This window comes from Terriglobales bacterium, assembly GCA_035457425.1.
In the GTDB taxonomy this organism is placed as follows: Bacteria; Acidobacteriota; Terriglobia; order Terriglobales; family Acidobacteriaceae; genus JACPNR01.
In genome coordinates, this window is record DATIBR010000118.1 from 1 (window position 1) to 12,972 (window position 12,972).

Annotated in this window: 13 protein-coding genes and 1 other RNA gene; 10 read left to right on the plus strand and 4 right to left on the minus strand. The window is 68.2% G+C overall.

Annotated features, from left to right (window positions below; genetic code table 11):
• From VLA96_08775 to VLA96_08790, 4 genes are all read left to right on the plus strand, one after another.
• Positions 1-195 (plus strand): hypothetical protein (locus VLA96_08775; GenBank protein ID HSE49284.1); only part of this gene is annotated, 195 nt, incomplete at its 5' end.
• A 154-nt stretch (positions 196-349) separates the two neighbouring features.
• A complete protein-coding gene (locus VLA96_08780; GenBank protein ID HSE49285.1) occupies positions 350-1,096 on the plus strand; it encodes a methyltransferase domain-containing protein in 747 nt (248 codons plus the stop codon).
• A gap of 53 nt (positions 1,097-1,149) precedes the next feature.
• Positions 1,150-2,283, plus strand: coding sequence for a glycosyltransferase family 1 protein (locus VLA96_08785; protein ID HSE49286.1), 1,134 nt, complete (start codon positions 1,150-1,152; stop codon positions 2,281-2,283).
• 135 nt (positions 2,284-2,418) lie between these two features.
• Entirely contained in the window at positions 2,419-3,171 is a 753-nt protein-coding gene (locus tag VLA96_08790; GenBank protein HSE49287.1) for a hypothetical protein, read from the plus strand.
• Between the two features lie 485 nt (positions 3,172-3,656).
• On the opposite strand, the gene VLA96_08795 is transcribed toward VLA96_08790, so the two are convergent.
• Positions 3,657-4,973: a cache domain-containing protein gene (locus VLA96_08795; GenBank protein HSE49288.1), complete on the minus strand. Its 1,317-nt coding sequence runs from the start codon at positions 4,971-4,973 to the stop codon at positions 3,657-3,659.
• 101 nt (positions 4,974-5,074) lie between these two features.
• Positions 5,075-5,503: RNase P RNA component class A (gene rnpB, locus VLA96_08800), an RNA gene on the minus strand.
• 103 nt (positions 5,504-5,606) lie between these two features.
• Between rnpB and VLA96_08805 the strand changes: the two genes are divergently transcribed.
• The 4 genes from VLA96_08805 to VLA96_08820 all read left to right on the plus strand — a co-directional run bounded on the left by VLA96_08805 (position 5,607) and on the right by VLA96_08820 (position 9,859).
• Positions 5,607-6,836 (plus strand): ABC transporter permease, encoded by a 1,230-nt coding sequence (locus VLA96_08805; GenBank protein ID HSE49289.1) that lies wholly within the window; start codon positions 5,607-5,609, stop codon positions 6,834-6,836.
• Entirely contained in the window at positions 6,833-8,092 is a 1,260-nt protein-coding gene (locus VLA96_08810) for an ABC transporter permease (protein ID HSE49290.1), read from the plus strand. Before VLA96_08805 ends, VLA96_08810 begins: the two co-directional genes overlap by 4 nt.
• Before the next feature lie 75 nt (positions 8,093-8,167).
• A complete protein-coding gene (gene hpnI, locus VLA96_08815) occupies positions 8,168-9,322 on the plus strand; it encodes a bacteriohopanetetrol glucosamine biosynthesis glycosyltransferase HpnI (protein ID HSE49291.1) in 1,155 nt (384 codons plus the stop codon).
• A gap of 45 nt (positions 9,323-9,367) precedes the next feature.
• The gene (locus VLA96_08820) at positions 9,368-9,859 is read left to right on the plus strand and encodes a low affinity iron permease family protein (GenBank protein ID HSE49292.1); all 492 of its coding nucleotides are present in this window, start codon (positions 9,368-9,370) and stop codon (positions 9,857-9,859) included.
• On the opposite strand, the gene VLA96_08825 is transcribed toward VLA96_08820, so the two are convergent.
• On the minus strand, positions 9,856-10,788 hold the full coding sequence (locus tag VLA96_08825) for an SDR family oxidoreductase (protein HSE49293.1): 933 nt from the start codon (positions 10,786-10,788) through the stop codon (positions 9,856-9,858). The genes VLA96_08820 and VLA96_08825 overlap by 4 nt on opposite strands.
• A gap of 77 nt (positions 10,789-10,865) precedes the next feature.
• Between VLA96_08825 and VLA96_08830 the strand changes: the two genes are divergently transcribed.
• Together VLA96_08830 and VLA96_08835 are read left to right on the plus strand one after the other, a co-directional pair.
• Complete coding sequence (locus tag VLA96_08830) at positions 10,866-11,666, plus strand: winged helix-turn-helix domain-containing protein (GenBank protein ID HSE49294.1); 801 nt, start codon at positions 10,866-10,868, stop codon at positions 11,664-11,666.
• Positions 11,667-11,715: 49 nt separating this feature from the next.
• A complete protein-coding gene (locus VLA96_08835; protein ID HSE49295.1) occupies positions 11,716-11,973 on the plus strand; it encodes a hypothetical protein in 258 nt (85 codons plus the stop codon).
• 166 nt (positions 11,974-12,139) lie between these two features.
• On the opposite strand, the gene VLA96_08840 is transcribed toward VLA96_08835, so the two are convergent.
• Positions 12,140-12,829 carry a CDP-alcohol phosphatidyltransferase family protein gene (locus VLA96_08840; GenBank protein HSE49296.1) on the minus strand — a complete coding sequence of 230 codons (690 nt, stop codon included), beginning with the start codon at positions 12,827-12,829 and terminating at the stop codon, positions 12,140-12,142.
• Between the last annotated feature and the right edge of the window lie 143 nt (positions 12,830-12,972).

Genomic DNA, 12,972 nt, shown 5'->3' on the forward strand with positions numbered 1-12,972 from the left:
ACGCCGGCGATCACCACGCGCGGCATGAAGGAAGCGGAGATGAAGCAGGTCGGCCGCTGGATCGCCGAGGCGCTCCACCACCGCACCGACGCGGCCGCGCTCACGCGCATCCGCAAGCAGGTGCTCGAGCTGTGCGAGCAGTTCCCGCTCTACGCCGGGCGCCGCGCGCGGCACGAGGCCCTCGCAAAAACGTAGACGCAGCCGCTGCCGGGCTGCTAGATTTCTCCCAGGCCTGTGACCATCGCCATCCGCTAACGCTCCTTTTGCTTCCTGCGCGGCAGGACTCCGTCTCCGCGCATGCGCGCGCGTGTTTGCGCGCTCCTTCAACGCAAAAGGAGAATCACCTGCAATGTCATCGCATTGGTACGAGACGTTCTTTCACGGCGTCGCGCTCGACCTGTGGCGCGCCGCTGTCACCCCCGAACAGACCAGCGCGGAGGTCGACTTCGCCGTCCGCACGCTGCGGCTCGCGCCCGGCGCGCGCCTGCTCGACGTTCCTTGCGGCAACGGGCGCCACGCGCTCGAACTCGCCGCCCGCGGCTTCCCGGTCGCGGGCGTCGACCTCTCGCGCGAGTTCATCGCCGAGGCGCGCGTCACGGGCGAGGCGCGCGGCCTCGCCAACGTCGAGTGGCGGCTCGCCGACATGCGCGAGCTGCCGTGGTCCGGCCGGTTCGACGCTGCCCTCTGCCTCGGCAACAGCTTCGGCTACCTCGAGCACGAAGGCACGCTCGACTTCCTGCGCGCCGTCGTACGCGCGCTGAAGCCCGGCGGGCGCTTCCTGCTCGAGACCGGCACCGCGGCCGAGTGCCTGCTGCCGCGCTTCGAGGAGCGCAGCGAGCACACTCTCGGCGGCATCACCATGCGCAGCGTCAACCGCTACCGCGCCGCCGAGAGCCGCCTCGACTGCGAGGACGAGTTCGAGCGCGGCGACGCGAGCGAGAAGCGCTGCTCGACGCAGGCCGTCTACACCGCGGCGGAGATCCAGCGCATGCTCGCGGCCGCCGGCCTGCTCACCGAACGCCTCTTCGGCGACCACGGCGGCGGTGACTTCGCGCTCGGCTCGCCGCTGCTGCTGGTCGTGGCCGAGAAGACCTAGCGCAACCAGCAGGCGCCGGCGACTCGCCGGCGCCTGCTGGTTACAATGCTGGCGTGCGCGTCGCCATCGACATCCGCCGCGTCGGCTCGTTCGGCATCGGGACGTACATCCGCAACGTCGTGCGCATGCTGGCGCGCCTCGGGGCGCAGCACGAGTACGTGCTCATCGGCCTGCCGGACCGCTTCGCCGAGCTGGGCGACCTGCCGCCGAACTTCACGCTCGTGCCGCTGCCGCACCTGGAGCGCTCGCTGCGCGCCTACTTCGCCTTCGACCAGATCGTGAAGCGCGAGCGCTGCGACCTGGTGCACGTTCCGCACATGTTCTGGCGGCCGCGCGCGATGTCGCGTCCCTACGTGGTCACCGCGCACGACGTGCTGACCTACATGTATCCGCGGCCGGACGAGAGCACCTTCCGCCGCCTGTTCCACAACTGGCTCTCGCACCGCGCGCTCGCCGGCGCCTCGCGCATCCTCTCGGTCTCGAACTTCACCAAGAACGAGATCGTGCGCCACTTCCACATCCCGGAGCAGAAGATCGAGGTCATTCCCAACGCCATCGACGAGCGCTTCCGCACCGGCCACGCCACCGACGCGGACCGCGCCCTCATCGCCGAACGCTACCAGGTGAACTATCCCTTCCTGCTGTATGCGGGCAACATCAAGCCGCACAAGAACCTGGTGCGCATCATCGAGGCCTTCTCGGTCCTCAAAGCGGAGCTGAAGAAGGAAGGGAAGTATCCCGACCTCAGGCTCATCATCATCGGCGACGAGCTCTCGAAGCATCCCGACCTGCGCCGCACCGTCATCAAGAGCGGCGTCGAGCGCGACGTGCGCTTCCTGGGGTTCGTCTCGATCGACACCCTGCGCATCTTCTACGACCTGGCGAAGATCTTCGTGTTCCCGTCGCTGTACGAAGGCTTCGGGCTGCCGCCCTTGGAGGCGATGGCGCTGGGCACGCCGGTCGTGACCTCCAATACTTCGTCGCTGCCGGAAGTGGTGGGCCAAGGGGCGGTGCTGGTGAATCCCGAGAACGTTTTCGAGATCACGCGCGCGCTGCAACGCGTGCTGCTCGACCAGGCGCTGCGCGACCGGCTGAAGGCCGCCTCCATCGAACAGGCCCAGCGCTTCTCGTGGGAGACCTCGGTGCGGCGGCTGCTCGAGGTCTACGCGCAGGCGGGCTCGGCCTAGCATCCCGAGCTGCCGAAGCCGAGTTCCTGCCGGTGCGGGTATTTGCGGGAATGGGCGGCGGCGGCCCACCACTGGCCGATGGATTGCTTCTAATCCCAAAGGATCAAGGGCTCTTCCTCTGCCAGCCCCGCCGTCATGCGTAATCTTTTCCTCATCGCCGCGACCACACTTACCGCCTGCTTCGCGCTGGCCCAGGCCCCGGCGGCGCCGGAGGTGGACACGCTGCTCGCCCGGATGGAGCAGGCGCAGTCGGAGAACCGGGCGCGCTTCACGCCGTACATGGTCACGCGCGAGTACAAGCTGTTCAACCAGGATGGCGAGCGGCCTTCCGAGGTGCTGGCCGAGATCACCTTCCAGCCGCCCGACCAGAAGCAGTACCAGATCCGCCGCACCAGCGGCTCGGGGTCGTGCGAGAAGGTGGTGCGGCGCGTGCTCGACCGCGAGGCGGAGATGACGCGCCGCCCCGGGGAGATCGAGATCAGCCGCAACAACTACGACTTCACGCTGCTGCGCACCGAGCGGCTCGGCAACGCGACGGTGTACGTGCTGGAGCTGCGCCCGAAGCGCGCCGACAAGAACCTGCTCAAGGGCGTGGCGTACGTGGACGCGAGCACCTACCGCATCCGGCGGCTGGTCGGCCACCCGGCGAAAAACCCTTCGTGGCTGATCAAGGACCTGCAGCTCACGCTGACCTTCGACGAGGTGCAGGGCATGTGGATGCAGACGGCCAGCGAAGCCATCGCGAACGTGCGGTTCGTCGGGCGGCACGTCTTCACCTCGCAGGACCTGAACGTCCAGACTGCGGAGCAGGTGGCGCAGGCGGTGCGCCCGCGGCGCAACCGCGCGCGCTCGGCCGCGGCCGGCCTCGGCGCCGGCGTCTTGCGCTAGCTCGCACGCGGTACCCCTCCCCCCTCCCCCTAAGCGTGGTCCTTTGTCCTCAGTGGGTTAGAGCGAAGCGAGGGGCTAAGTCTTTTCAAACACCGTGGTTGCGGCCAAGTCCTTGAGCCGGTTGGGCTTTGCTCGACGGTGTCCAATGGAATCAGCAGATTACGGACCGGCTAGATTGCGCCACCTACCGTGGTTCTACCGTGGTTCACCGTGGTTTACCGTGATCAGGTTTTCAAAGAGCGGTCGCGTTTCGGCAGGCACACCCTGCCACTCCCAGTATGACTGACCACGGGGGTAAATCCGGACATCGGGGGCGAGACTCTATTTGGTTTGGTCAGAGGGGGTTGGCGGGAAAGCGGGGCGGGGAGGGGCTTGACAGCGAGTACCGAGCACCGAGGAGTGCTGTTCGTAGAGTGGGCCAGAGCGCGAGGACCGGAGGTCCTCGCTCAGGCCGACTAAAGTCGGCGCTCCGGAAAGCCGGCGGCTCACTTCTTGTAATCGTCGGGATAGAGGCGGCGGGCGCATTCGGGGCAGATGCCGTGCGTGAAGTCGGCCTGGGAGCGCTGGCGGATGTAGCTCTCGACGTGGTCCCAGCGGCCCTGCTCGTCGCGGATCTTCTTGCAGGAGGCGCAGATGGGCAGCAAGCCCTGGAGGGTCCGGCCGAGGCGGGCCTGCATATCATCGAACCCCTGGACCAGGTCGGCGACCTCGGCGGGGGCGCCTGCCGAGGGCGGGGGGGCGGGGCCTTCGCCGGTCAGGCGGAAGGCGCGGACCGCGTCGGCCAGGCGCGCGAGGGGCTGGGTCACGCGGCGCGCCGCGGCGCGCGCCAGCAGAAAACTGAGCGCGATGGCCCCGAGCGACCACCACAGCGTGAACAGGTAATAGCGGCGCGTCGTCGCGCGCAGCACGCGGACGGGCTGGCGCACAAAGACGCGCCACGGCACGGTCTCGAGCGCCTGCTGGCTGGCGAGATATTCGACCGGACGACCGTCGACCGTGCGCTCGAAGTAAAAGCTGGCGGGGTCGCGCGCGGCGGAAGCGGCCAGCAGCATGGGGGAGCCCGTCCGCACCGTGAGCGGGCGCAGACCGGTGCTCGTGCTGGCGTAGACGACCTGATCCTTGCCGTCGAGCAGGATGATGTCGCCGGCTTCGAGCGCGCGATAGCGCTCCTGGAAGTGCGCCAGGCGGCGGAGATCGAGCGAACCTTCCACCACGCCCTGAAAGCGCGCGAGCCGGTCGAAATAGGGGGCGCTGATGGCGACGATGGGGTCGGCCCCGAGGGTGCGCCCCTCGAACACGTCGGAGACATAGGGCCGGCCGGTGTCGCGCGCGGCGCGGAAGTATTCGCGATCGGCGACCGAGCGGCGCTTCTCGAGCAGGCCGCCGGCGGGGCGCGCGTCGGTGGCGATCACCAACCCATCCCGGTCGGTGACGAGCATGGTGTAGAACGCGGGATAGAGCTCGTGGTGGCGTTCCAGCGCCTGCAGGCGGGTGTCGGCGCCGGTCCGCTCCAGCAGGCGCGCCAGCGCCGCGACCGCGCTGCGGTTGTCGCCGAGGTATTGCTCGACCTCCTGCTGGATCGCGGTGGCCGCCTCCTGCACACGCCCGCGCGCCTCCTTTTCGCGGCGCTCCGCTTCGCTCACGGCCTGGACGGTGGCGAGCAAGACGATGGGCGCCACCGAGACCGCGACGAACGCGAAGAGCAGGTAGGTCTGCATGCGCAAGCCGCGGCGCGGCGGCGCCGAAGGCGCGGCGGCAGGGACCGTTCGACGGCTCGCGGGGCCCTCGGCGGGACCGGACAAGGGGGAACTCGCTTCCTGAACTCGGGGTGACCTAAATTATCCGCCAATCGCGGGGAAAAGTTGATGGCCTCCGGCTGGTTTTTGCCAGCCGGAGGCCTCAGTGTGCGCACGGACCTGTAAGCCGAATTCTGTCCCCCGCCTGTGCTACCGAGGGTCTTCGAAGCGACTGCACCTCGGCAGAACAGGCGGGGCGACGATCATTCCTCTAGCCCGGCGATCGCTCGCCGGATCCAGCGACCTACCCGCAGGTTTGGCGAACCGAGCCGGCTCGCGCCCGCCGAAGCGGACTCCCTGCCTATTTGGTCTTGCTCCCTGTGGGGTTTGCCATGCGCCGTCTGTTGCCAGGCGGCCGGTGCGCTCTTACCGCACCTTTTCACCCTTACCCGAACCTTGCGGCGCGGGCGGTATTTTTTCTGTGGCACTTGCCGTCGGCCGGCGTTGAGACCGGCCTCCCAGGCGTTACCTGGCACAGCGCTCTGCGGAGTTCGGACTTTCCTCCCGCCGAGGCGGGCGACCGTCCGGTCCGTTTGCAACCACTCCATTATATTCGATGGTCTTCGCGCGCGCCGGATGCGTATTCCTTCTGTCGTAACTCCCAAGGGTCCGGCACTGATAGAATCGGGCTTTCCCGCCATGAACAACCTGGAAGCCATGCGCATCGCCCTGCAATCGCTGTGGGCGAACAAGCTCCGCTCGGTGCTGACGCTGCTGGGCGTGGTGATCGGGGTGGCCGCGGTGATCGCGGTGGTGACGTTCGTGAACGGGATCAACAGCTACGTGGCGGAGAAGGTGTTCAACCTGGGCGCGGACGTGTTCATCGTCAGCAAGATGCCCAACGTCATCACCAACATCGAGCAGCTGATCGAGGGCCAGAAGCGGAAGAACATCGCGCTGGACGACTACCGGGCGGTGCTGGACGCCTGCCGCCACTGCGCCTACGTGGGGGCCTCGGTGAACAACTCGAACGGGCACGTGCGCTACGCCGAGCAGTCCAGCTCCGACACCGGGATCCGCGGCTGGACGCCGTCGATGGCCAACATCTACGACCTCGACGTGGTGGAAGGCCGCTTCATGACGCAGGGCGACATGGACACGGCGGCGCGCGTGGCCATCATCGGGGCCGACATCCAGGACAACCTGCTGAAGGGCGTGGACCCGATCGGCAAGGAGCTGCGGGTCGACGGCCAGATGTACACCATCGTCGGCCTGGGCAAGCGGCAGGGGAAGACGCTGGGGCAGTCGCGCGACAACTGGGTGATGATCCCCATCACGACGTGGCAGCACCAGTACGGCACCAAGGCGTCGCTGCGCATCTGGGGCAAGGCCAACGGGACCGGCCAGCCGCTGGTGAGCGCGATGGAAGAGGTGCGGGTCATCCTGCGGACGCGGCGGCATGACGCGCTGGGCAAGCCCGATACCTTCGACCTCGACACGAACCAGAGCTTCCTGAGCCTGTGGGCGTCGATCAGCCAGAACTTTTTCATGGTGACGATCGCGCTGGCGTCGATCTCGCTGGTGATCGGCGGGATCGTGATCATGAACATCATGCTGGTGACGGTGACGGAGCGGACGCGGGAGATCGGGATCCGCAAGGCGCTGGGCGCGCGCAAGAGCGACGTGTTGCGGCAGTTCCTGATCGAGTCGAGCACGATGTCGCTGGTCGGAGGGATCCTCGGGATCCTGCTGGGGGCGGGGGTGGCCAAGACGGTCACGCTGGTGATCGGGATGCCGTCGCGCATCGAGCTGTGGGCGGTGGCCGCGGGCGTGATCGTGTCGACCAGCGTGGGCGTGTTCTTCGGCGTGTATCCCGCGCGCAAGGCCGCGGACCTGGACCCCATCGCGGCGCTGAGGTTCGAGCTGTGATCGGGGGCGGCCAGGGCGAAGTCGTCAAGATGGCGCTCGACACCATCCGCGCCAACAAGCTGCGCTCGGGCCTCACCATCCTGGGCGTGGTGATCGGGGTGAGCGTGGTGATCCTGATCTCCTCGGTCGTCAACGGACTGCAGCACAACATCAACGCCTCCATCACCGAGTTCGGCTCCAACATCGTGTGGGCCTTCCGCTTCGACTTCTTCACGTTCCAGCGGCCGTCGGAAGAGGTTCGCATGCGCAAGGAGCTGACGAAGGAAGACGCCGACGCGCTGATCGGGCTGCCGTACGTGGAAGCGGTGACCTCGGGCGTGCGCTACTTCAACCCGCAGTTCGGGACCGGCACCTACTCGCTGAGCTACAACGGGAGGAAGGTGACCAACACCATCCTGGAGGGCGACACCGCGACGGTGAAGGAGGTCTACGACCTCCACATGAAGGAAGGGCGGATCTGGACGGAAGAAGAGGACCAGCGCGGGTCGAACGTGGTGGTGCTGGGCGCGGACACCGCCGAAGAGCTGTTTCCCGGCGAGTCCCCGATGCTGAAGGAGATCAAGATCGAAGGGCGGCTGTACACGGTGATCGGCTACCTGGAGCCGCGGAAGAACGTGATCTCCGGGGGGAAGAATCCGGAGGACAACATCGCGCTGTTCCCGCTGACCACGCTGCGCAAGATGCATCCGGAGCTGAAGGACCACCTGATCAGCGTGAAGGCGGTGTCGCACGAGGCGCTGCCGATCGTGATGGACGAGATGCGGGAGGTGCTGCGGCGGCGGCGGAAGGTCTCGCCCACGGCGCCCGACAACTTCGCCATCATGACGCAGGATTCCTTCTCGGAGTTCTGGGACCAGATCACGGGCGGGCTGTTCATCTTCATGTTCGCGGTCTCGAGCGTGGGGCTGCTGGTGGGCGGGGTGGGCGTGATGAACATCATGCTGGTGTCGGTGACGGAGCGGACGCGGGAGATCGGGGTGCGCAAGGCCATCGGCGCGCGCAAGCGCGCGATCCTCGCGCAGTTCACGCTGGAGGCCATCACGCTGACCGGGCTCGGCGGATTGATCGGCATCGCGGCCGGGTCGGGGCTCGTGCTGCTGATCCAGTTCTTCCTCTCCGCCATCCCGGCGCGGCTGTCGTTCGCGTGGCTGGGCGTGGCGTTCGTCATCTCCTGCGGCATCGGCCTGATCTTCGGCATCTACCCCGCGTGGAAGGCCGCCAACCTCGACCCCATCGAATCGTTGCGGTATGAATAAAGTCTTCAGTCTGCAGACGTCAGTCTGCAGCCGGATCCTGACGTTCCTGACGACGGAAGCCTGAACCCTGCAGACTTGGCCGCCATCTTCCAATACGTCCTCGCCGGCCTCACTTTGTGCGGCATCGGGTTCTACCTGATCGCGCTGTGGAGCGCGCGGCACTTTCTGCGCGCGGGCCGGCCGCCGCTGGGTTTTGCGCCGCCGGTCTCGATCCTGAAGCCGCTGCGCGGGAGCGACCCGGCGCAGTTGCACGCCTTCGAATCGCACTGCCAGCAGGAGTACACGGGCGAGTACGAGCTCATCTTCGGCGTCGCGGACGCTTCGGACGCGGCCGTCGCCAACGTCGAGGCGCTGCGCCGGCAGTTTCCCGAGCGCCGCATCGAGCTGGTCGTGTGCCCGGAAGTCCTGGGGACGAACAGGAAAGTGTCGAGCCTCGTCCAGATGCTGCCGCGCGCGCGCTTCGAGCACGTGCTCATCAACGACAGCGACATCCGCGTGGAGCCGGATTACCTGGCGCGCGTGATGCGGCATTTCGCGGACGAGAAAGTGGGCATGGTCACCGCGCTGTATCGTCCCGTGCCCGGGCGCACGCTCGGCTCGCGCCTCGAAGCGCTCGGGATCTCCACCGAGTTCATGGCCGGAGTGTTGACGGCGCGCTTCCTCGAAAAGGGCGTGCACTTCGCGCTCGGCTCCACGCTGGCGTTCACGCGCCAGGCGCTCGCCGCCATCGGCGGGCTGGAGACGCTGGTGGATTACCTGGCGGACGACTTCGAGCTGGGCGCGCGCATCTCCGCTGCGGGCTACCGCGTGGAGCTGGCCGACAGCGTGGTGGAGAACCACATCCCCGACTACAGCTTCGACGAATTCATGGCGCACCAGTTGCGCTGGGGGCGCTCCACCCGGAGCTCGCGCCCGCTCGGCTACACCGGCCTCGCGCTCACGTTCGGGCTGTTCTGGGCGATGTTGGGGGTTGTGCCGGCGTGGTACGTCGGCCGCGGCGGGAGGTGGGCGCTGGCGCTGCTGGCGGCGGCCGCGGTGCTGCGCGTGGCGGTGGCGCTGGCCGTCGGGCTGCCCGTGCTGCGCGACCGCTACGTGCTGCGCGACCTGTGGCTGCTTCCGCTGCGCGACGTGCTCGCATTCGTGATCTGGGTGGGCAGCTACACGGGCTCGCGCATCCACTGGCGGGGCGAGGATTTCGTCCTCGAAAAGGGCAAGATCAGGCTCGCCTGAGGCCGCGGGTGCAACGCCGCCGCGCGCCGGCACGTCATACTTGCCATGACGGAACAGCGCAAGAATGGCGGGCGCGGGAAGCTCGTGCCCACCATGGAGCTGAAGTCGAAGGAGATCAAGGAGCGCAAGGACGCGAGCTTCAGCGCGCGCTTCGGGCGGCTCGCTTCCGCCATCGCGACGTTCGCCGGCAGCCCGTGGATGTTCCTGCTCGCGGGGGTCATCGTCGCGATCTGGGGCATGCTGGGGCCCGTCTATCGCTACTCCGACACCTGGCAGCTGATCATCAACACGGGGACGACGATCGTCACGTTCCTGATGGTGTTCCTGATCCAGAACACGCAGAACCGGGACGCGCGCGCCATCCACCTGAAGCTCGACGAGATCATCCGCTCGATCCAGCACGCGCACAACGAGATGATCGACATCGAGCGGCTCTCCGACAAGGAACTCGCGGAGCTCTCGGCGCGCTACGAGAAGATCCGCGAGGAATGCGAGCGCCGCGAGCGGAGCACGGGGAAGAAGAAGCCGGCTGCCTAGGCCGCCGAGGTCTCGCCGCCCAGCAGCGTGAGCACTTCGCCGGTGATGTAGCTGGAGTCGGCTTCCGAGGCGAAGAAGACGAAGGCCGGCGCGATCTCCTCGGGCTGCGCGGGGCGGCCCATGGGCGTGTCCTCGCCGTGTTTCGCGGCTTTTGCCGCGGGCTTGTCGGCGACGTTGAGCGGCGTCCAGACCGGGCCGGGCGCCACGCAGTTCACGCGGATCTTCCGCTCCACCAGGTTCTGCGCCAGCGACTTGGTGAACGCATGGATGGCGCCCTTGGTCGCGGCGTAATCGAGCAACAGCTTGTTGCCTTCGAGGCCGGTGATGGAGCCGCAGTTCACGATCGCGCTGCCCGCCTTGAGGTACGGCAGCGCCGCGCGCACCATGAAGAAGTATCCGTAGATGTTGGTGCGGAAGGTGCGGTCCCACTGCTCCAGCGAGATGTCTTCCGGCAGCTCCTGGTGCTGCTGGTAGGCGGCGTTGTTGACGAGGATGTCGAGGCGGCCGAGCTCCTTGACGGTGCGCCCGGCGACCGCGCGGCAGAACTCCGGATTGCTCACGTCGCCGGCGAAGAGCAGGCAGCGACGTCCCTCGGACTCGACGGCGCGCTGCGTCTCTTCCGCGTCGGTCTGCTCTTCCGGCAGGTAGACGATGGCGACGTCAGCGCCCTCGCGCGCGTACAGCACGGCGACCGCGCGCCCGATGCCGGAATCGCCGCCGGTGATGAGCGCGACCTTGTCGTTCAGCTTGCCGGCGCCGCGGTAGAGCGGCGCGAGATAGCGCGGGCGCGGCTCGAGCTTCGCCTCGAGGCCGGGCTTCTGCTGGTGCTGGCTGGGGAAGGGAGGCCTGGGCTCGTGCTGCGTTGCTCTGCCGGACGGGAACTCGTGCACCGTCGCGCGGTGTGCCTCGGCTGTCTTCTTCTTCGCCATGACGCTCCGACTCCAGGAGGATTCGATTGCCGCGCGGCGCGGGCTGTTGTCTCGGCCGCCGATTACAATGTGCGGCGATGGCGCGCGTGCGTTTCGGCGACTTCGAGGCCGACCTCAAGACGGGCGAGCTGTGGCGCGGAGGCGACCGCGTCCGCGTGCAGGAGCAGCCCTTCCAGGTGCTGGCGATGCTGCTCGCGCGGCCAGGCGAGCTGGTCACGCGCGACGAGCTGCGCCAGCGGCTCTGGCCCGCCGACACCTTCGTCGACTTCGACCACAGCCTGAACACCGCCATCAACAAGCTGCGCGAGGCGCTGGGCGATTCCGCGTCGGAGCCGAAGTACATCGAGACGCTGGCGCGCCGCGGGTATCGCTTCGTGGGCGCGGTCCGCGCGGAGCCGGAGGCGCCCGCGGCTGCTGCCGCGTCTCCCGCGGCCGCTGAGACCGCGCACGACGAGCTGCCGACCGCGCCGCGTGGGGTCGCGCGCGGGCTGCTGGCGCTCATCCAGGTGATGTACCTGGTGTTCTACGTGGTCGCGCTGGCGCGGCTGGAGATGCTCGCGCCCACCCACGCCTACCTAGGCCAGCGGACACTCAACGCGCTGGAGATCGCCATCCTGGTGACGGCCGCCATCGGGATAGCGGCGCGGCTGTACTGGCTGGCGTGCGTCGGCTTCGATCTTCGCGGCACGGGCAAGCAGTTCCGCCACGTCTTTCCGCTGACTGCGCTGCTCGACCTGCTGTGGGCGCTCTCGCCGCTGTTGATCTGGCGCGACATCGGCCTGGGCCTCGCCTTCGCGGCGACTGCGGCGCTGCTGTTCCTGCCGTTCTCGCAGCGCAACCTGGTCCGCATGGCGTACGGCTGGGAGCCGCGCGGGTAGCTCGCGCGCTTCCGCACAACAGGCGGTCGCCAGGCCGGCGAGCGCGGCGGTGTCTTCAGTCGGCTCGGCGGGCCGCGCCGCGCGGAAGATGAGCCGCTCGCCGATGGCGAAGTTCACCAGCGAGCAGGCGGCGATGCTGACGATATTCGCCAGCAGCGGCGGCATGCCCAGGGCGCCGGCGAGCCAGCGCATGAGCAGCACGTTGCCGACGAGCGACACCGCGCCGTTGCCGAGGTGGAATCCCACCAGGCGCAGCAGCACCTCGCGCGGCCGGTGCGCGACCTGCGCGCGGTCCGCCCAGGTGTAGCGCTCGTGCCACGCGAAGTTGTGCAGCAGGGTGACCTCCACCGCAACCGCCGTCGCCCACAGGTAGTCCCAGGCGAAGCCGTGGGTGAGCAGCGCCAGCAGGCCGAGCTGGACGGCGACGCCGAGCGCGCCGACGGCGTTGAACTTGAGCCAGCGGATGCGGAGACTCACGGCAGCGGCTCCTCGCGATAGAGCCGGGCGGTGTTGCGCGCGGCCGCGACCAGGAACACGGCCAGCATGCCGGCGATGGCGATGGCGCCGGCGAGGTCGAAGAGCCGCCAGCGCACGCCGAACAGCAGCGGCATCGGGTTGCGCCAGAGCGCGAGCGTCCCGAGCGCGAGCACGATGCGCAGCTCGGTCGGGCCGAACCACGCGAACGACATGCGGAACTCGCCCAGCGAATACGTCGCGAGCACCGCCTCGACCATCAGCATCAGGTACGCGGCGAGCAAGCCGAGCGCGACCAGCGGCGCGACGTAGCCGGAGAGCGCCAGTCCTCCCAGAAGAAACGCGACGCCGAGCGCGTCGAGTACGTGGTCGAGATAGAAGCCGTAGCGCGGGCGCTGCCGGTCGCGGAAGCGGGCGAGGGTGCCGTCGAGCGAATCGCCCAGCCAGTTCACGGCGAGGCAGGCGACGACCGCGAGCAGCCACCAGCGGGTGGCGCGCGACATCCAGTAGGCCGCCCCGGCGGCGGCCATCGCGGCGACTCCGAGCGCGGAGAGGTGGTCGCTGGAGATCCAGCGCGGAGTGCGCGCGGCCATCCAGATGAGCGCGCGCTTCTCGTGCGCCGCGGTCAGGCTGTGGTTCAGCCGGATGGCGTCGCGAAAGCCGGTGAGGGAAAGGGATGCGTTTGCCATGACGGCAATATGACGCCGCCGGCCAGCGGAGGGCAATCGCCGGCGCGTCATCTGGAGGTAATCCGGGCCTCATCCGGGGATGGCAGTGAATGGAATCAGCGCCTTAGCCCAGGGCGGAAGAGCGGCGCTTCAGCGCCGCGTCA

Coding starts and splice junctions, on each gene's coding strand:
- VLA96_08780 (HSE49285.1), top strand. CDS start 350: ATGTCATCGCATTGGTACGAGACGTTCTTTCACGGCGTCGCGCTCGAC.
- VLA96_08790 (HSE49287.1), top strand. CDS start 2,419: ATGCGTAATCTTTTCCTCATCGCCGCGACCACACTTACCGCCTGCTTC.
- VLA96_08805 (HSE49289.1), top strand. CDS start 5,607: ATGAACAACCTGGAAGCCATGCGCATCGCCCTGCAATCGCTGTGGGCG.
- VLA96_08820 (HSE49292.1), top strand. CDS start 9,368: ATGACGGAACAGCGCAAGAATGGCGGGCGCGGGAAGCTCGTGCCCACC.
- VLA96_08825 (HSE49293.1), bottom strand. CDS start 10,788: ATGGCGAAGAAGAAGACAGCCGAGGCACACCGCGCGACGGTGCACGAG.
- VLA96_08830 (HSE49294.1), top strand. CDS start 10,866: ATGGCGCGCGTGCGTTTCGGCGACTTCGAGGCCGACCTCAAGACGGGC.
- VLA96_08840 (HSE49296.1), bottom strand. CDS start 12,829: ATGGCAAACGCATCCCTTTCCCTCACCGGCTTTCGCGACGCCATCCGG.